This is a genomic window from Streptomyces sp. WMMC500 (genome assembly GCF_027497195.1).
Classification (GTDB): domain Bacteria; phylum Actinomycetota; class Actinomycetes; order Streptomycetales; family Streptomycetaceae; genus Streptomyces.
On the sequence record NZ_CP114905.1, the window covers coordinates 1,850,750 to 1,868,654 of the forward strand.

At 75.6% G+C, this 17,905-nt stretch carries 17 protein-coding genes; 7 read left to right on the forward strand and 10 right to left on the reverse strand.

Annotation, left to right across the window (positions count from 1 at the left end):
- Nucleotides 1–44 precede the first annotated feature (44 nt).
- From O7599_RS07540 to O7599_RS07555, 4 genes are all read left to right on the forward strand, one after another.
- Nucleotides 45–1,241, forward strand: a complete 1,197-nt coding sequence (locus O7599_RS07540) for an FAD-binding oxidoreductase (protein WP_281621331.1) — start codon at nucleotides 45–47, stop codon at nucleotides 1,239–1,241.
- The gene (locus O7599_RS07545; RefSeq protein WP_348652592.1) at nucleotides 1,228–1,614 is read left to right on the forward strand and encodes a (2Fe-2S)-binding protein; all 387 of its coding nucleotides are present in this window, start codon (nucleotides 1,228–1,230) and stop codon (nucleotides 1,612–1,614) included. Before O7599_RS07540 ends, O7599_RS07545 begins: the two co-directional genes overlap by 14 nt.
- Nucleotides 1,615–1,682: 68 nt before the next feature.
- Nucleotides 1,683–3,020: an FAD-dependent oxidoreductase gene (locus O7599_RS07550; protein WP_281623308.1), complete on the forward strand. Its 1,338-nt coding sequence runs from the start codon at nucleotides 1,683–1,685 to the stop codon at nucleotides 3,018–3,020.
- A 96-nt stretch (nucleotides 3,021–3,116) separates the two neighbouring features.
- The gene (locus O7599_RS07555) at nucleotides 3,117–4,121 is read left to right on the forward strand and encodes a proline racemase family protein (RefSeq protein ID WP_281621333.1); all 1,005 of its coding nucleotides are present in this window, start codon (nucleotides 3,117–3,119) and stop codon (nucleotides 4,119–4,121) included.
- 64 nt (nucleotides 4,122–4,185) lie between these two features.
- Here O7599_RS07555 and O7599_RS07560 read toward each other — a convergent pair whose 3' ends face one another.
- Complete coding sequence (locus O7599_RS07560) at nucleotides 4,186–4,773, reverse strand: peptidase inhibitor family I36 protein (RefSeq protein WP_281621334.1); 588 nt, start codon at nucleotides 4,771–4,773, stop codon at nucleotides 4,186–4,188.
- Between the two features lie 195 nt (nucleotides 4,774–4,968).
- On the opposite strand from O7599_RS07560, the gene O7599_RS07565 reads away from it, so the two are divergent.
- The 3 genes from O7599_RS07565 (at nucleotide 4,969) to O7599_RS07575 (ending at nucleotide 7,933) form a co-directional block, all read left to right on the forward strand.
- Entirely contained in the window at nucleotides 4,969–5,241 is a 273-nt protein-coding gene (locus O7599_RS07565) for a hypothetical protein (RefSeq protein ID WP_281621335.1), read from the forward strand.
- A gap of 82 nt (nucleotides 5,242–5,323) precedes the next feature.
- Nucleotides 5,324–7,159 carry a DNA helicase RecQ gene (gene recQ / locus O7599_RS07570; RefSeq protein ID WP_281621336.1) on the forward strand — a complete coding sequence of 612 codons (1,836 nt, stop codon included), beginning with the start codon at nucleotides 5,324–5,326 and terminating at the stop codon, nucleotides 7,157–7,159.
- Nucleotides 7,160–7,255: 96 nt separating this feature from the next.
- Nucleotides 7,256–7,933, forward strand: coding sequence for a DUF5666 domain-containing protein (locus O7599_RS07575; RefSeq protein ID WP_281621337.1), 678 nt, complete (start codon nucleotides 7,256–7,258; stop codon nucleotides 7,931–7,933).
- Here O7599_RS07575 and O7599_RS07580 read toward each other — a convergent pair.
- From O7599_RS07580 to O7599_RS07620, 9 genes are all read right to left on the reverse strand, one after another.
- Nucleotides 7,866–9,179, reverse strand: a complete 1,314-nt coding sequence (locus tag O7599_RS07580; protein WP_281621338.1) for a HAMP domain-containing sensor histidine kinase — start codon at nucleotides 9,177–9,179, stop codon at nucleotides 7,866–7,868. The genes O7599_RS07575 and O7599_RS07580 overlap by 68 nt on opposite strands.
- Nucleotides 9,180–9,198: 19 nt before the next feature.
- Complete coding sequence (locus O7599_RS07585; protein WP_281621339.1) at nucleotides 9,199–9,858, reverse strand: response regulator transcription factor; 660 nt, start codon at nucleotides 9,856–9,858, stop codon at nucleotides 9,199–9,201.
- Nucleotides 9,859–9,988: 130 nt separating this feature from the next.
- Nucleotides 9,989–10,924: an aryldialkylphosphatase gene (locus tag O7599_RS07590; RefSeq protein WP_281621340.1), complete on the reverse strand. Its 936-nt coding sequence runs from the start codon at nucleotides 10,922–10,924 to the stop codon at nucleotides 9,989–9,991.
- Entirely contained in the window at nucleotides 10,921–11,856 is a 936-nt protein-coding gene (locus tag O7599_RS07595; RefSeq protein ID WP_281621341.1) for a shikimate dehydrogenase, read from the reverse strand. Before O7599_RS07595 ends, O7599_RS07590 begins: the two co-directional genes overlap by 4 nt.
- Entirely contained in the window at nucleotides 11,853–12,614 is a 762-nt protein-coding gene (locus tag O7599_RS07600) for a bifunctional 4-hydroxy-2-oxoglutarate aldolase/2-dehydro-3-deoxy-phosphogluconate aldolase (RefSeq protein ID WP_281621342.1), read from the reverse strand. The genes O7599_RS07595 and O7599_RS07600 overlap by 4 nt, the downstream gene beginning before the upstream one ends.
- Nucleotides 12,611–13,627 carry an NAD(P)-dependent oxidoreductase gene (locus O7599_RS07605; RefSeq protein WP_281621343.1) on the reverse strand — a complete coding sequence of 339 codons (1,017 nt, stop codon included), beginning with the start codon at nucleotides 13,625–13,627 and terminating at the stop codon, nucleotides 12,611–12,613. The genes O7599_RS07600 and O7599_RS07605 overlap by 4 nt, the downstream gene beginning before the upstream one ends.
- Nucleotides 13,624–15,114: an FGGY-family carbohydrate kinase gene (locus tag O7599_RS07610; RefSeq protein ID WP_281621344.1), complete on the reverse strand. Its 1,491-nt coding sequence runs from the start codon at nucleotides 15,112–15,114 to the stop codon at nucleotides 13,624–13,626. Before O7599_RS07610 ends, O7599_RS07605 begins: the two co-directional genes overlap by 4 nt.
- Complete coding sequence (locus O7599_RS07615) at nucleotides 15,111–16,286, reverse strand: ABC transporter permease (protein WP_281621345.1); 1,176 nt, start codon at nucleotides 16,284–16,286, stop codon at nucleotides 15,111–15,113. The genes O7599_RS07610 and O7599_RS07615 overlap by 4 nt, the downstream gene beginning before the upstream one ends.
- Entirely contained in the window at nucleotides 16,283–17,899 is a 1,617-nt protein-coding gene (locus O7599_RS07620) for a sugar ABC transporter ATP-binding protein (RefSeq protein WP_281621346.1), read from the reverse strand. The genes O7599_RS07615 and O7599_RS07620 overlap by 4 nt, the downstream gene beginning before the upstream one ends.
- Nucleotides 17,900–17,905 lie beyond the last annotated feature (6 nt).

The following is a 17,905-nucleotide window of genomic DNA, read 5'->3' on the forward strand; positions in this document are numbered from 1 at the left end:
TACGCTCGTTGCCGTTCGATTTAATGAACGGAGGTGGGTGGCAGGTGGCGTACGACGTCGTGGCCGTGGGTGCCGGCGTGATCGGCGCGGCCTGCGCCGAGGCGCTGACCGCCGCCGGACTCTCGGTGGCCGTGCTGGACCGCGGCGCGCCCGCGAGCGGCACCACCGCCGCCGGCGAGGGCAACGTCCTGGTCTCCGACAAGGCACCCGGACCCGAGCTGGACCTCGCCCGGCACTCCCGCCGCCGCTGGCCCCACCTGCTCGCCGAGCTGCGCGACCTGCTCGGCCCGCGCCTCGCGGAGGCGGAGTGGGAGGCCAAGGGCGGTCTGGTCGTCGCCACCACGCCGGCGGCGGCCGGCGCGCTGGCGGACTTCGCCGCGGCCCAGCGCGGCGCGGGCGTCCGGGCGGAGCCGGTCGGCCCCGCCGGGGCCGGGGCACTGGAGCCGCACCTGACCGCGGACGTCACGGCCGCCGTGCACTACCCGCAGGACGCCCAGGTGCAGCCGGTGCTCGCGACGACCGCCCTGCTGGCGGCGGTACGGGCCAGGGGCGGGCGGGTACGGGCCGGCGTCACCGCCCTCGGGGTCACGACCGGCGCCGCGGGGGCCGTCACCGGCGTACGCACCGACCGGGGCACCCTGCCGTGCGGCGCGGTCGTCAACGCCTGCGGGCCATGGGCCGGCCGGTTCGCCGCGGCGGCGGGCGCGCCGGTCACGGTGCTGCCGCGGCGCGGCATGGTCCTCGTCACCGCCGCGCTGCCGGCGGGCACGGTGCGGCACAAGGTCTACGACGCCGACTACGTCGGCGCGGTCGCCGGCGGCACCGCGGACCTGCAGACGTCGACCGTCGTGGAGGCGACGCGGGCCGGGACGGTGCTCATCGGCTCCAGCCGGGAGCGGGTCGGCTTCGACGAGACGCTGCGCGTGGCGGTGCTGCGCGAGCTGGCGCGCAAGGCGGTCGGGCTGTTCCCCGTGCTCGCCGGCGTGCCGGTGATCCGCGCGTACGGCGGCTTCCGGCCGTACGTCCCGGACCACCTGCCGGTGATCGGCGAGGACCCGCGCCGGCCCGGGCTCTGGCACGCGACGGGGCACGAGGGCGCGGGCATCGGACTGGCGGCGGGCACGGGGCGGTTGCTGGCGGACCTGCTCACGGGGCGGCCGCCGGAGACGGACGCGGAGCCGTTCCGGGTGGACCGGCCGGGGGTCATCGGGCAGGCGGAGGCGGCGGATGAGGCGGCGTAGGCCGGAGCGCACGTGGGGCGGCGGCGGTGCGGGCGGCGGTGCGCGCGGGAGGCGGGCCGCGGGCTCGCCGGCGGACCCCGCGGCAGGTGCCCGTACGGGGGCTGCCGGGAGGCCGGTGACCGTGCGGGTCGACGGGGAGGAGCTGGTCACCGAGTCCGGGCGGACAGTCGCCGGGCTGCTGCTGGCGCTGGGCCGGGTCTCCTGGCGGACGACCCGCGGCGGCGGCAGGCCGCGCGGCGTCTTCTGCGGCATCGGCGTCTGCCACGACTGCCTCGTCGTCGTCAACGGCGCCCCCGACGTGCGCGCCTGCCAGCGCCTCGTCCGCGACTGCGACGACATCCGCACCCAGAGCGGCGCGGAGCTGCCGGCGTGAGCCGTACCGGCACGGACGACGCGCAGGACGGCACCCGTCTCGCCTCCCCCGGCCCCTTCGGCCCTCTCGTGGTCGTCGGCGGCGGGCCGGCCGGGATGGCCGCCGCCCGGGCCGCGGCCCGGCTCGGCGTCCGCGTCCTGCTCGTCGACTCCAGCGCCGCGCTCGGCGGGCAGTACCACCGGCAGAACTCCCTCGCCGGGCACGACCGGTTCGCGCCGCCGCCCGGCGTGGAGCATCTGCCGCACTCCGTGGTCTGGGCGGTCGAGCCCGTGCCCGGCGGCGGCCACCGGGTGCACCTGCGCACCGGACCCGCCGACGGCCCGGGCCGTACCGGGCGCAGCGTCGAGACCCGCGCGCTGGTGCTGGCCACCGGGGCGTACGACCGGGCGCTGCCGTTTCCCGGCTGGGACCTGCCCGGCGTCTTCACCGCCGGCGCCGCCCAGGCGCTGGCGAAGGGGCAGGGCGTGCGCGTCGGCGAGCGCGTACTGCTGGCCGGCACCGGGCCGTTCCTGCTGCCGGTCGCCGCGTCGCTGACGGCCGCCGGGGCACGGGTGGCCGGAGTGCTGGAGGCCGCGGAGCCCGTGACCGCCTGGCTGCGGCGGCCCGCCGACGTCCTCGCCGGGCGCCGCAAGTTCGGCGAACTCGCCGGCCACGCCGCGCTGCTGGCCCGCCACCGCATCCCGTACCGCCGCCGCGCCACGGTCGTCGCCGCGCACGGCACGGACCGCGTGGAGGCCGTGACCACAGCGCGCCTCGACGCCGGCTGGGGGATCGTGCCGGGGAGCGAGCGGCGGGTGGAGGCCGACGCGGTGTGCGTCGGCTTCGGGTTCGTGCCGCAACTGGAGACGGCCCTCGCCGTCGGCTGCGCGCTCGACGGCGGGTTCGTGGCGGTCGACGCCGCACAGGCCACGTCGGTGCCGGGGGTGTTCGCGGCCGGCGAGCTGACGGGCGTCGGCGGCGCGGGCCCGGCCGCCGCGGAGGGCGAGGTCGCGGGCGTCGCCGCGGCCCGGCTCCTCGGCGCCCGCCCGGCGCCCCCGGCGGCGGCGCTGCGCCGGGTACGGGCCGGGCGCAGGTTCGCCGCCGCGCTGGCGCGGGCGTACCCGGTGCGGGACGGGTGGCGTACCTGGCTGCGCGACGACACCCTCGTGTGCCGCTGCGAGGAGGTCACGTACGGCGAGATGCGCCGCGCGGTGCAGGAGCGCGAAGCGCTCGGGGTACGGGCCGTGAAGCTGGTCGGCCGGGCGGGTCTCGGCCCGTGCCAGGGCCGCGTGTGCGGCCCCAACGTCGCCTGCCTGACGGGCCTGCCGGACGCCGCGGCGTTCGCGCGCCGCCCGATCGCGTCCCCGGTCCGGCTGGGCGAGCTCGCGGAGCCGCCGCCCGCAGGCCCGGCACCGGAACCGCCATGACCCCCGCCGTACCGCCCTACCGCCACGCCGAGGAGAACGCCATGCCGCAAGCCGCCCGGGACAGGACACTCGCCGGCCATCGAGCGGGGGTGTGACGTGCGCGCCTCCCGCTACTTCACGGCCGTCGACTCGCACACCGAGGGCATGCCGACCCGGGTGATCACCGGCGGCGTCGGGGTGGTGCCGGGCGCCACGATGGCCGAGCGCCGCGCGTACTTCGCCGCGCACCTGGACGACGTCCGGCAACTGCTGGTGAACGAGCCGCGCGGCCACGCCGCGATGAGCGGCGCGATCCTGCAGCCGCCGACCCGGCCGGACGCCGACTACGGCGTGCTCTACATCGAGGTCTCCGGCCTGCTGCCGATGTGCGGGCACGGCACGATCGGGGTGGCCTCGGTCCTGGTGGAGACCGGGATGGTCACGGTCACGGAGCCGGTCACGGAGGTCCGGCTGGACACGCCCGCCGGGCTGGTGACCGCCCGGGTGGCGGTCTCGGACGGGCGGGCCGCGTTGGTGACGTTCCGCAACGTGCCGGCGTTCGCGCTGGAACTGGACGCGGCGGTCGAGGTGCCGGGGATCGGGCGGGTCGCGTACGACATGGCGTACGGCGGCAACTTCTACGCCATCCTGCCGGTCGACAGCCTCGGCATCCCCTTCGCGAAGGCGGAGAAGGAGCGGATGCTGACGGCGGGCCTGGCGATCATGGACGCGATCAACGAGCAGAACCGGCCGGTGCATCCGGCCGACCCGGGCATCTCGGGCTGCAAACACGTCCAGTTGACGGCACCGCCGGCGGGCGGCTCCGCGGACGCGCGCAACGCGATGGTCATCCACCCGGGCTGGTTCGACCGCTCCCCCTGCGGCACCGGCACGTCGGCGCGGATGGCGCAGTTGTACGCGCGCGAGGAACTGGCGCTGGGCGCGGACTTCGTCAACGAGTCGCTGCTCGGCACGCTGTTCACGGGCCGCCTGGAGGCGGAGACGACGGTCGGCGACCTGCCCGCGCAGGTCCCGGCGGTGACGGGCCGCGCCTGGATCACGGGCATGTCCCAGTACCTCCTGGACCCCGAAGACCCCTTCCCGGCAGGCTTCACCCTCTAGCCCGGAAGCCCTCCCGCCGCTGCGGGAGGACACCCGGACCGTACGAGGGGCGGGCGACCGTGGTCTAGTCGTTGTGCAGGATGACGTCGTCGATCGCGTTGTTCCAGGTTCCTACGCCGTTCGGTTTCTCTATGAGGCTGAGCTCCGAACGAGGCTGTCGTCCTGCGGCATGGAGAGTGCAACCGCATCCGACGTCATACAGTTCCGAAGGCAAGGTGCGGTTGTTGTAAAAACTGTTCGCCCTGTTCCCGAAACCCACGGAACTCAGGTCGTGCCTTCCGGCCTTGACGAATCGGACCTTTTTCCCGGCATAGTAACGGTCGTCCCAGAGACAGAGGTACCTGCGTTCGCACCCGTCGCCGGCAATCGTCCCCGCCTCGGCGCCCGGAGCATCGAGCCCTTGCTCCTCCAGGTAGTCCTCCTCGTCGTCGTAGCAGCGAAAGCCGCCATCGGCTTGCTCCACACAGGACGTCGCGCCCTGCCAGCCCTCGGAAAGGTCGATGGTCCGACCGTTGTATTCCGCCAGGACTCCGTTGCCGGTATTCGTCTCCGCAACTGCCGCCGGGGGCGAGAGTGCCAAAATCACGGCGGCAGATCCGACCAGTGCCAGCAAGTGAGCTGACGCGCGAAAGCTCGTCTTCTTACCCGTCATCGAATTCCCCACCTTGTGAATCGACCTGCTTCCGGGCGTACTCTGCCAGACCCGCCTGGGCAGGAACCTTGACGGAATCTGACGGGTGACGCACACGTAGCAACGATCGCCGCGGGAGGGCTCCCGGGGCCTCCGTCCTACGGTGCCGGTGGTGGCGCCCGGACCGCCGGCCGCACCGAGGCGAAGGAGAGTGGCATGGCACGGTGGTGGAAGCTCGGCGCGGCGGCGATGGCCGCGGGCACGGCACTGCTGGTCGCGGGGTGCACCGACCCCCCGACCGACTCCAGCGAGATCGTCACCTTCACCGACGGGCACGGCCGCGTGTGCACGGGCTCCGTCGTCGTGGACCGGGAGCAGAGCGAGGGCACCGACTACGAGATCACCGGCCTCGACTGCGAGTACCCGCCCGAGGGCCGGAGGCCAGGCCCCGACACGTACCGCCCCCTGCCGCAGCGGGAGTCCGACTAGCGCAGGCCGGGACCGGCCGTGACGGCCGGCCGGTCCCGAGGTCCCGCCGCGGGATGTCGGTGGCGGGGCATAAACTCGCCCGATGAGTTCCACCGAGGCGCTGCAGGTCCTCAGCAAGGTCTTCGGCTACGAGTCGTTCCGCGAGGGTCAGCAGGAGATCATCGACCATGTCGTGGGCGGCGGCGACGCCCTCGTGCTGATGCCCACCGGCGGCGGCAAGTCGCTGTGCTACCAGATTCCCGCGCTGGTACGGCCGGGCACCGGCGTGGTGATCTCGCCGCTCATCGCGCTCATGCAGGACCAGGTCGACGCGCTCCGCGCCCTCGGGGTACGGGCCGGGTTCCTGAACTCCACGCAGGATCCCGACGAGCGGCGGATGGTGGAGGCCGAGTTCGTCGCGGGCGAGATCGATCTGCTCTACCTGGCGCCCGAGCGGCTGCGGGTGGAGTCCACGATGCGGCTGCTCGACCGGGGGACGATCGCGCTGTTCGCCATCGACGAGGCGCACTGCGTCTCGCAGTGGGGGCACGACTTCCGGCCGGACTACCTGGCGCTGTCCGCGCTCTCCGAGCGCTGGCCGGACGTGCCGCGGATCGCGCTGACCGCGACGGCGACCAAGGCCACGCACGCGGAGATCGCCGCCCGGCTCCGGCTGGAGGAGGCGCGGCACTTCGTGGCGAGCTTCGACCGGCCCAACATCCAGTACCGCATCGTGCCCAAGCGCGAGCCGAAGAAGCAGCTCCTGGAGCTGCTGCGCACCGAGCACGCGGGCGACGCGGGCATCGTCTACTGCCTGTCGCGCAAGTCGGTGGAGGACACGGCGGACTTCCTCGTACGGAACGGGATCGACGCCCTGCCGTACCACGCGGGACTGCCGGCGGCGACCCGCGCCGAGCACCAGTCGCGGTTCCTGCGCGAGGAGGGCATGACGATCGTCGCGACCATCGCGTTCGGCATGGGCATCGACAAGCCCGACGTGCGCTACGTCGCCCATCTCGACCTGCCCAAGTCCGTCGAGGGCTACTACCAGGAGACCGGCCGCGCCGGCCGCGACGGGCTGCCGTCCACCGCGTGGCTGGCGTACGGGCTGCAGGACGTGGTGCAGCAGCGCAAGCTCATCGACGGCTCCGAGGGCGACGACGCGCACCGGCGGCGGGCCGGCGCGCACCTCGACGCGATGCTCGCGCTCTGCGAGAGCGTCGACTGCCGGCGCTCGCAGTTGCTCGCGTACTTCGGCCAGAGCGGGTCCCCGTGCGGCAACTGCGACACGTGCCTCACGCCCCCCGAGTCGTGGGACGGCACGGTCGCCGCGCAGAAGCTGCTGTCCGCGGTGGTGCGGCTGCGGCGCGAGCGGCGGCAGAAGTTCGGCGCCGGGCAGATCGTCGACATCCTGATGGGCCGCAAGACGGCCAAGGTCATCCAGCACGACCACGACTCGCTGTCCGTCTTCGGCGTCGGCTCCGACCTCGCGGAGCACGAGTGGCGCGGTGTCGTACGGCAGTTGCTCGCCAAGGGGCTGCTGGCCGTCGAGGGCGACTACGGCACGCTGGTGCTCACCGAAGAAGCCGACGAGGTGCTGTACCGGGGCCGCAAGGTGCCGCTGCGCAGCGAGCCCAAGCGGGCGGCGAAGGCGGCGAAGACGAAGTCCGGGTCCGGGTCCGGGCGCGCGGAGGCCGTCGAGCTGCCGGCGGAGGCGGCGTCGCTGTTCGAGCGGCTGCGCGCGTGGCGGGGCGCGACCGCGAAGGAGCAGGGGGTGCCCGCGTACGTGATCTTCCACGACGCGACGCTGCGGCAGATCGCCACCGAGCGGCCCGGGTCGCTCGCCTCGCTGGGCTCGGTGAGCGGCGTCGGCGAGAACAAGCTCGCGAAGTACGGCGAGCAGATCCTGGAGGTCGTCGCGGAGGACGACGCCGGCTGAGAACGGGCGGCCCGGCACCGCTTACGGCCGCGTTAGAACGGGCGTCGCATGCTTCCCGTGTTCGCCAAGCACACGCGGGAAGAAGGGACGTCAGCCATGAAACGCAGCCTTGCCGTGACCGGAGGGGTGTTCGCCTGCAGCACCGTGATCGCCGTCGGCGCCACCGCCTACGGACTGTCCGGCGAATCCGGCGGATCGCCCCTCTCCGGCACCTCCCAGGCCCAGCCTGCCGCGGACGCCGCGAGCGACGACGAGGGCAGGGAGCCGAAGCGCTTCCTCGACGAACTGCCCGGCCTGAAGGATCTGGACCCGGGCGAGCTGGCCGACAAGGAGCTGCTGCACTCGGAGAGCGCCGTCGAGGACCGGGAGACCGGCGAGATCACCTACCGCGCCGGCCAGGTCGGCGAGGTGACCGCGGCGTCGGACTCGGCGCTCACGGTGAAGAGCTCGGACGGCGTGAGCTGGAAGTGGACGCTCGACGACGACACCCGGATCCGGGTGGAGGACGACGCGGACGCCGACGCCTCCGCCGTCGAGGTCGGCGACGAGGTCGCCGTGTCCGGCACCCGCGACGGGGACGCGCGGACGGCAGAGCACGTCCTCGACCCGCCGCCGGATCCGGAGAAGATCCGCAAGGAGATCGAGGAGGGTGTGGACGAGCTGCCCGGGAAGCTGCCGGAGTTGCGCGAGAAGGTGCCCGGGGAGCTCAAGGAGAAGCTGCCGGACTCCCTGCGGGAGAGTCTGGGGGAGGGACGGCCGGCCTCGCCGGCGTGAGGCGGGCGTGCGCGGGTGCGGCAGGCAGGGTGACCGTGACGTCGAGGCCGCCCTCCTCCCGCGCCCGCGCCACGCACGTGCCGTCGTGGGCGGCGCAGACGGCGGCCACGATGGACAGCCCGAGTCCGAAGCCGGTCGGTGGGCCCGTACGGTCGGGGACCAGCCGGCGGAACGGCTCGAAGAGCGCGGCGACGTCCTGCTGCGGCACGGCCGGGCCGGTGTTGGCGACGCGCAGCACCGCCGAGCGGCCGTCGCCGTGGGTCTCGACGGTGAGCCGGCCGCCGGGCACGTTGTACCGCACGGCGTTGTCGACCAGGTTGACCGCGAGCCGCTCCAGCAGCACCGGATCCCCGGACAGCCGCGCGGCGCCGAGCCGCCGCTCGGCGGTCGGCCCGGCGGCCTTGTGGCCGCCCTCCGCCTGGGATCCCGTGGTGGACGTCGCCGTCGTCAGCGCCGCCGCGGCCAGTGTGGCGAGGTCCACCTCCTCCCGGGCGGCCACGCCCGCCTGGCTGCGGGCCAGCATCAGCAGCCCGGCGATCAGCCGCTCGTGCCGCTCGGTCGACGCCCGCACCCGCATGGCCATCGCCGTCAGCGACTCCGTCGTGGGGTGGGCCAGCGCCACGTCGATCGCCGCCCGCTGCACCGTCAGCGGCGTGCGCAGCTCGTGCGAGGCGTTGGCGGCGAACCGCCGCTGCGCCTCGAACGCGGCGGCGAGCCGGGACAGCATCGCGTCGAAGGTGTCCGCCAGTTCCTTCAGCTCCCCTCCCCCGCCGTGCAGTCCGATCCGCTCGTCGAGATTGTGCGTGGACAGCCGGCGCGCGGTGGCGGTGATCGCCCGTACGGGCCGCAGCGCCCGCCCCGCCACCACCCAGCCGAGGCCGATCGCCAGCACGGCGGTGATGCCGAGCGCGATGGCGGACTGCACGAGCAGTTGGTCCAGCGCCTCCTCACGCTGCCGCGCCGCCGCCTCGCCGGTCAGCTCCCGCAACAGGTCGAGCCCGTCGCTCAGCCGTTCCCCGGGGGCGGGATCGCCGTCGCCGCCGGTTCCGAACGGGCCCCGCCCGCCCTCCCACGGCTCCGGAAGCGGTCCCAGGTCCGGCGGGCCGCTGCCCCGGCGGTTCAGCCGGCCCGCCACCAGCGCGTACGTGATCGCGAGCAGCGCCACGCCCGCGACCAGGAACAGCCCGCCGTAAAGCGCGGTCAGCCGCAGCCGCAGCGAGCCTCGCAGCGGTGCCCCGCGCCCCACCCCGCTCCTCGACCCCATCTCAGCCGACCCGGTAGCCGGCGCCGGGCACCGTCTCGATCAGCTCGGGCTCGCCGAGTTTGCGGCGCAGCCGGGACAGCGTCACCCGGACGGTGTTGGTGTACGGGTCGGCGTGGGCGTCCCAGACCCTGCGCAGCAGCTCCGTGCCGCTCAACACGGCGCCGTGCGCACCGAGCAACACCCGCAGCACGTCGAACTCCTTGCCCGTCAGCCCCAGTTCCCGGCCGCCGCGGACGGCGGTGCGGCTCGCCGTGTCGAGCGTCAGGTCGCCGCGCACCAGCACCGGCGGCGGCGCGGGGCGCGCCCGTCTGGCCAGCGCGTGGATGCGCGCCGCGAGTTCGGCGAAGTCGAACGGTTTGGCGAGGTAGTCGTCGGCGCCGAGGTCCAGCCCGGCCACCCGGTCACCGACCGTGCCCGCGGCCGTCAGCATCAGTACCCGCGGCCTCGGCCCGGCGCGGCCGGTGATCGCGCGGCACACGTCGTCGCCGTGCACCGCGGGCAGGTCTCGGTCCAGCAGCAGCACGTCGTAGGCGTGCACGGCGAGCAGTTCGAGGGCACGGGCTCCGTCCGGCGCCACGTCCAGCGCCATGCCCTGGGCCCGCAGCCCCTCGGCCAGGATCTCCACCAGATCCGCCGCGTCCTCGGCCAGCAGTACCCGCACGCCGCCTCCCCGTCGCCGTCTTCGCGCTGTCCCCGGGGCGGATCCCCCGGGGACCAAGCCTGACCCGGGAGCCGTAACAGCCGGGTAAGTCCCGGCCGCGGGCGCCGCGGCCGGGCGGCGGGTCCCGCGGTCAACCCGCCCAGTCCAGCAGCCGGGCGGGGTTGGTGACGGTGACCGCGTGCAGGAGTTCCTCGCCGCCCTCGGCCGCGACCCGCGGGAGGAAGCGGCGCGGCAGGTAGTCCAGGCCCGGCATGCCCCCGTACGCGCGGTAGCGGCCGCGGCGGGCGACGTCGCCGCCGAGCAGCAGCCGGTCGGGGCCGGCGCGCTCGGCGGTGGCCAGCAGGCAGCCGAGGACTGTCGAGTCGGGGTGGTTGCGGTGCCGGGCCATGCCGTCGTAGCCGAGGTACGCGCCGGCCGCGCACAGCTCCGCGTGCAGCCCGGGGTCGGGGTTGCGGTCGGCGTGCGCGAGGACGACCCGGTGCGCCGGCACCCCGTGCCCGGCCAGCTCGGCCAGCACCTCGAACGCCGCGCTGCCGTACTCCAGGTGCACCATCACCGGCGCCCCGGTGGCCCGGTGCGCGGCGCCGGCCGCCGCGAGCACCCGGTGCTCGAACGGGGTCACCGACCAGTACCCGACGCCCGCCTTGACGATCCCGGCGCGCACGGCGGGCCGGGCCCGTACCGTCAACTCCTCGTCCGCGTACATGCCGTCGGTCAGCTCGGCGGTGAACAGCGCGGCCAGCCCGGATTCGCGCATCGCGAGCAGCGGGTGGCCCGGCGCGTAGTGCGGCTCGCGGTGGGCGCCGGTGGTGTGCACGACGTGCAGCCCCGCGGCCCGCGCGATGCGGGCGACGGCCGCCGGGTCGCGGCCCAGGCCCACCGGTGTCGCCTCGACCATCGCCGTGAAGCCGGCCGCCCTCAGGTACGCCGCCTCCTGCCCGCTGCGCGCCTCGTCGTCCAGCTCGTCGCCGGGCAGCAGCGGCGAGACCTGGAAGAGGTGCTCGTGGTAGTCGGTCCGGCCGAGCCGGTCGGCGGGCAGGTCGCCGAGGACCGTGCGCACGCTCACCGGACGGCCTCGGCGGCGGCGGAGAGCCGGTCCACGGTCGCGGCGTCCAGGGTCAGGCCGAACACCTCCGCTATCACCTGGGACCAGCCGTGGATGAAGTACCGCCAGCCGTCGACGACGTCGAGGCCGCGCTCGGCGGCCTGGGCGCGGGCCGCGTGCAGGAAGGGCAGCGCGCCGCGGTAGTTGAGTTCCCACGCCACCGCCCCGCGGGGGTAGCGCGCCGCGGGCGACAGCGGCGAGCCGGGCCGGTCCTTGCCGAGGCCGGTGGCGTTGACGACGAGGGTGCCGGGCGGCGCCGCCGCGAGCAGGTCGTCGGCGGGTCCCTCGGTGACGACGGTACGCAGCCGGGCGGGGTCGGCGCCGCCGCGCCGGAGCACGTCGGCCAGCCCGGCGAGCCGGTCGGCGGAGCGGTCGGTGCACACGATCCGGGCGGGGGCGTCGGGGCGGCGGGCGAGGTAGTAGCTGATCGCGGTGCCGGCGCCGCCGGCGCCGAGGCAGAGCAGTTCGCCGCCGGTGGCGGCGAAGTGGGCGGGCGCGAGGAACTCCTCGATGGCCAGGCCGGCGGTCAGCGGGTCCTTGGCGTGCCCGATGAAGCGGCCGTCCCGCTTGGCGGCGGAGGACACCTCGCCGCACAGCCGGGCGAAGTCGTCGAGTTCGTCGAAGAGGTCGGCGGCGGCCCGGTACACGCCTATCTTGTGCGTGGTGATCAGCGCGCCCAGCAGCAGCGGGTCGCGCCGGATCCGCTCGGCCACCGCCCGGTAGCGGGCGGGTTCCGCGTCCGGGGGCAGGTCGAAGCCGACCAGCCGGGCGGTGGGCAGGCCGAGGAGGCGGGACCACTCGGGGAAGATCCGCATGATGGACGACTCGCCGGTGCTGACGCCGACGAAGGCCATGGCCGCCGTGTCCGCGGCGGCGCCGGTCGGTGCGCTCAACGGACGGCCTCCGCGCCCGGACCGGCGGCGCCGCCCGGGCCCGCCGCGCCGGCGGGGGCGGCCGGCTCCGGCCGGGCCTGCGCCAGCGCCGCGGCGAACGCCCGGGCCCGTACGGTCAGCGCCTCCCAGTCCCCGGCGGCGATGTGCGCCGCCGAGCACAGCTCGCCGCCCGCGCCGACCGCCAGCGCGCCGGCGGCGAACCACTCCCCCAGGTTGCCCGCGGAGACCCCGCCGGTGGGCACCAGGGGCACGTCCGGGAACGGGCCGCGCAGCGCGCGCAGATAGCCGGGGCCGCCGAGGGAGGCGGGGAAGACCTTGACCGCGTGCACGCCGAGCGCGGTGGCGGTCATGACCTCGCCGGGGGTCAGGGCGCCGGAGAGCACGGGCAGGCCCGTGTCCAGCATGGCGGCGGCCAGTTCCGCCGTGGTGCCGGGGCTGACCAGGAACGCGGCGCCGGCCTCGGCCGCGGCGGCGGCCTGGGCGGGGGTGAGCACGGTGCCCGCGCCCACCAGCGCCCCGGGGTGGCGGGCGCGCAGCTCGGCGATGACCGCGGGCGCGTCGGGCGTGGAGTACGTGATCTCGATGCCGGTGACGCCGCCTTCGAGGAGCGCCGCCACGGCGGCCAGCGCGCCGTCCGGGGTCGGGGCGCGGAGGACGGCGACGACGCCGGCGCGGCGCAGCCCGGCGAGCGGGGACGGGGGCGCTGCGGCGCCGGTGGCGGGGGCGGCGCCGGCGGCGGGGGTGGGCTGGGTGGTCACGGTGCGCTCTCTTCGGTGGCGGGTACGGGCAGGGGTACGGGGTGCGCGGGCTCGCGGCCCGCGAGCACGTCGAGGACGGCCCGTACGGCACCCGTGCCCATCCGGTCCACCGCCTCGACGGTCTGCGCCCCCAGGTGCGGGGTGAGGACCACCCGGTCGGCGAACTCCGGGGCCAGCAGCGGGCTCTGGGCGGCGGCGCCGCCCTCGCCGGCGAGGGTGTCCGCGGCGTACGCGGCCAGCCTGCCGTCCCGCAGCGCCGCGGCGACCGCGTGCTCGTCGACGAGGTCGGCCCGCGCCGTGTTGACGACGATCAGCCCCGGCCGGGCCCCGGCGAGCCACCGCTCGTCGACCACCCGGGTGCCGCCGGGAGCGTGCAGGCTCACCGCATCGCACCGCCCGGCCAGCTCCGCGAGCGGCGCCCGCCGGACGCCCAGCACCTCGAAGACCACCGGGTCCAGGTACGGGTCGTGCCCCAGCACCTGCGTGCCGAACCCGGCGGCGCGCCGCGCCACCCCCCGCCCGACCCGGCCGAGGCCGACGACGCCGAGCGTGAGGGTGCCCAGCTCCCGGCCGCGGCGCGGCTGCCAGGACCCGGCGCGCACCGCCCGGTCGCCGGCGGCGACGCCGCGCAGCGCGGCGAGCAGCAGCGCGATGCCGAGGTCGGCGACGGCGTCGCTGTTCGCGGCGGGGGTGTTGGTGACGGTGACGCCGCGGCGCGCGGCGGCGGCCAGGTCGACGCTGTCGACCCCGACGCCGTAGCGCGCGACGACCCTGAGCCGCGGCGCGGCGGCCAGGTGCGCGTCGGTGACCGGCGCGGTGCCGGCGATCCAGGCGACGGCCCCCGCCAGCAGCGGGGCCAGCTCGGCGGGGTCGTGGACGGTGGAGCCGCGCACCACGCGCAGCCCGGCGGCGGCGAGTTCGTCCTCCACGGGCGCGGTGCCGCTGCCGAAGGACCGGGACGTCACCAGCACCACGGGTGCCGCACCCTCCCGGCTGTCCGTGCTTCCGCTCATCGCTTCTCCTTCGCGAACCACGGTTCCAGCCGCTCGTACGCCTCCAGGAACAGCGCGTGCCGCCGCCGGTAGCCGGCGTGCCGGCCGGGGTCGGGGGTGAACTCGGCGGTGACCTCGGACAGGTCGCGGGCGACGGCGAAGCCGTCGACGAGGCCCGCGCCGACGCCCGCGGTGACGGCGGCGCCCAGGCTGTTGGCCTCCTCGACGATGCTGCGGCGGCGCACGGTGGCGCCCCAGACGTCGGCGAGGATCTGCAGCCACAGGTCGCTGGCCGCGCCGCCGCCGATGGCGTCCACCCGGTCCACGGGATGCCCGGCCTCACGGAACGCGCCCACGCAGGTGGCCAGGTTGAACGCCACGCCCTCCAGCACCGCCCGGGTCAGGTGCGCTTCCTGGTGGTGGCGGGTGAGGCCGAGGAACGCGCCGGCGGCCGCGGCGTTCCAGTACGGGGAGCGTTCGCCGAGCAGATGGGGCAGGAAGTACAGGCCCGCGGTGTCGGCGTCGGCCGCCGCCGCGAGCAGGTCGGGGAAGCGGTCCCCGCCCTGGCCGGGGCGCAGCACCTCCGCGACCCAGTCCAGCGACGCGCCGCCGGCCTGCATGGTCGCGGTCGGCACGTAGCGGCCGGGCACGACGTGGTCGAAGGTCATGGTGCGCATCCGCGGGTCGTGCAGCGGGCGTTCCGCGGAGAGCGAGACCCAGGAGGACGAGCCGAGGTAGGTGTACGCGCCGTCGGCGGGGTCGATGACGCCGGCGCCCAGCGCGGCCAGCGGGCCGTCGCCGCCGCCGAGGACGACGGGGGTGCCGGCGGCCAGCCCGGTCGCCGCCGCGGCTTCGGGCAGCAGCGGGCCCGCGACGGTGGTCGACGGCACGATCTCGGGGAACAGCGCGGGGTCGACGCCGGCCGCGGCCAGCACCTCGGCGGACCAAGTGCCGGCGGGCTGGTCGTAGGCGTTGGTGCTGGAGGCGTCGGAGCCGTCGGTGGCCAGCACGCCGGTGAGCCGGTGCACGACGTAGTCCTTGGCCAGGCAGACGTGGGCCACCCGGGCGAAGGTCTCCGGCTCGTGGTCGCGTACCCACATCACCTTGGTGAGCGAGTAGGTGGGGTGGAGCTGGTGGCCGAGCAGGCGGTACGCCCGCTCGGCACCGAGCGCGGCGGTCAGCCGGCCGGCCTGCTCCCGGCTGCGGTGGTCGGCCCAGATCAGCGAGGGCCGCACCGGCCGGTACGCGGAGTCGAGCAGGACCGCGCCCATCATCTGGCCGCTGAACCCGACGGCGGCCACCTCCGCGGGCCGTACGCCGGTGTGCTCCAGCAGCCGCCGGGTGGCGGTGCACACCGCCTGCCACCACACCTCGGGGTCCTGCTCGGCGACGCCGCCGGCGCGGAAGTCGGTGCCGTAGTGCTCGGTCAGGGCGGCGACCGGGGTGCCGTCGTCGGCGTGCAGCGAGGCCTTGTCGCCGGTCGTGCCGAGGTCGTGGGCGATGATCATGGTGCCGCTCGTTTCGTCGGGGTCGGCTCACCGGCAGTCTCGTCCCCCGTAGCGCCCGTATCCGGCTGCGCTCCCCCGCCGGCCTGTCCGGTCCGCGCGTCGCCGGAGACCGCCTTGGCCCTGCCGCCGCGGCGCAGGTTGTGGACGTGCTCGGTGGCGACGGCGGCGAGGATCAGCACGCCGATGACGATCTGCAGCCAGAACGGGTCGATGCCCAGCAGCGTGCCGCCGTTGTTGAGCATGCCGACGACCAGCGCGCCGACGAGCGCGCCGAGCGCGCTGCCCTTGGCGCCGAAGAGGCTGGCGCCGCCGATCACGCAGGCGGCGATCGCCTGGAGTTCGTAGCCGTTGCCGGAGGTCGGCACGCCGTTGCCGAGGCGGGAGGCGAGCAGCACGCCGGCCGCCGCGGCGAGGGTGCCGGAGAGCACGTACGCGCTGACGAGCACGCGGCGTACGGGCACGCCCGTCAGCCGCGCGGACTCGGCGCTGGAGCCGACGGCGTAGACGTACTCGCCCCACACCGTGCGCCGCAGCAGCAGCGCGAAGAACACCGTGATGAGCACCATCAGCCAGGTCAGATGGGAGATGCCCAGCAGGCTGCCGCCGCCGAGTTCGGCGAAGCCGTCGGGCAGCGGCTGCACGGTACGGCCGTCGCTGAGCAGCAGGGTCGCGCCGCGGGCCGCGCCCATCATGCCGAGCGTCACGATGAACGGCGGCATCTTGAGGAACGCCACCAGCAGCCCGTTGACGAGCCCGGCGGTGGCGCCGACGAGCAGCGCGAGGAGCACGGCGGCCAGGATGGGCAGACCGCCGCTCGTGTCGTAGACCATCTTGGCGGCGACGATGCCGGACAGGCCGACGACCGAGCCGACCGACAGGTCGATTCCCGCGGTGAGGATGACGATGAGCTGGCCGACCGCGATGATCGCGAAGATGGACACCTGCCGGCCGAGGTTGTCCAGGTTGGTGCCGGTGAGGAACGACTCGGTGGACATGGTCAGGGCGAAGGCCAGCACCAGCAGCACGGGGATGCCACCGGAGGTACGGCCCAGCACCTGGCCCAGGCGGAGGATCTCCCCGTCGGCGGGCTGCCGGGCGGGGCGCCTGCCGAACTGGATGCCCTTGGACGTGCCGCCGGCGGCGGGGGCGGTGGCTCTGGCGAGGTCGGTCATCGGTTCTCCAGGGACGGTGCGGAGGATTCGGCGGCGGGGCCGGGCGGACCGGCCGCGGAGGCGTCGGCGGCGTCGGTGGCGGGCGCCGCGGCCGGATCCGCGCCGGCCGCCGGGCCCACGGGGCTCGCCAGGCGGAGCACCGCCTCCTCGGTGGCCTCCGCGGCGGGCAGCGAGCCCACCAGCCGGCGCTGGCGCACCACTTCGACGCGGTCGCACAGGCCCAGCAGCTCGGGGAGGTAGGAGGAGACGACCACGATCGCCAGGCCGTCCGCGGCCAGTTCGGCGATCACCTGGTAGATGTCGGCCTTGGAGCCGACGTCGACGCCCTTCGTGGGCTCGTCGAGGAGCAGCACCTTGGCGCCGGTGGCCCGCCAGCGGGCGACCAGTGTCTTCTGCTGGTTGCCGCCGGACAGCGAGGAGACGGGGTCGCTCCAGTCGCCGAGCTTGATGCGCAGGCCCGCGGAGGCGGCGGTGACGTGCTCGCGCATCCGGCGGCGGTGCAGCACCCCGAGGGTGCCGGTGCGCGGCAGGCTGGCGATGGCCACGTTCTTCTCGATGCTCAGCCCCGGCAGCAGCCCGGACTCCTTGCGGTCCTCGGGCAACAGCCCCAGTCCGGCCCGGGCGGCGGCACGCGGGGACGTGGCGCTGACGCGGCGGCCGTCGACGAGGATCTCGCCGCCGAGCACGGGGTCGGCGCCGAAGACGGCGCGCAGGAGTTCGGTGCGCCCGGAGCCGAGCAGCCCGGCCAGGCCGACGACCTCGCCGCGGCGTACGGTCAGGTCCACCGGCGCGGGGAAGCCGGCGGGCCTGAGGCCGCGCAGCTCCAGCCGTACGTCGCCGGGCTCCGGGCGCTCGCCGGGGTAGAGGTTCTCGATCCGGCGGCCGACCATCGACTGCACGAGGGAGTCCTCGTCGTAGCCGGACATCGGCCGGGTCTCGACCACCCGGCCGTCGCGCAGCACGGTCACCCGGTCGCCGACGGCGAACATCTCCTCCAGCCGGTGGGTGACGTACAGAACGGAGACGCCCTCGTCCCGCAGCGCGGCGATGCGCGCCAGCAGGGCGTCCGCCTCCTGCGCGGAGAGCGCGGTGGTCGGCTCGTCGAACACGACGAGCCGCGCGTCCTGGCCGAGCACGCGGGCGATCTCGACCAACTGCCGGGTGGCGGTGGTCAGTTCCGACACGCGCGTACGGGGGTCCAGGTCGGTCAGGCCGACGCGGGCCAGCATCTGAGCGGCCTGGGCGCGCTGCCGGCGGCGGTCGACCCAGCCGGCCCGGCCGGGCATCGCGAACATGCTCAGGTTGCTCGCCACGGTCAGCTCGGGCATCAGGCTCAGCTCCTGATACACCACGCCGATGCCGGCGGCGCGCGCCTCCGCGGGGGTGACGTGGGTGCGCATCTGGCGGCCGAGCACCCGGTACGCGCCGCCGTCGCGGGCCACCGCGCCGGTCAGCACCTTGATCAGGGTGGACTTCCCGGCGCCGTTCTCGCCGGCGAGGCAGTGCACCTCGCCCGGCGCGATGTCCAGGTCCACCGCGTCCAGCGCCGTGACGGCGCGATAGCTCTTGCCCACGCCCCGCAGGCTGACCAGGGGGCTCGACTCGGTTGCCATGGCCGG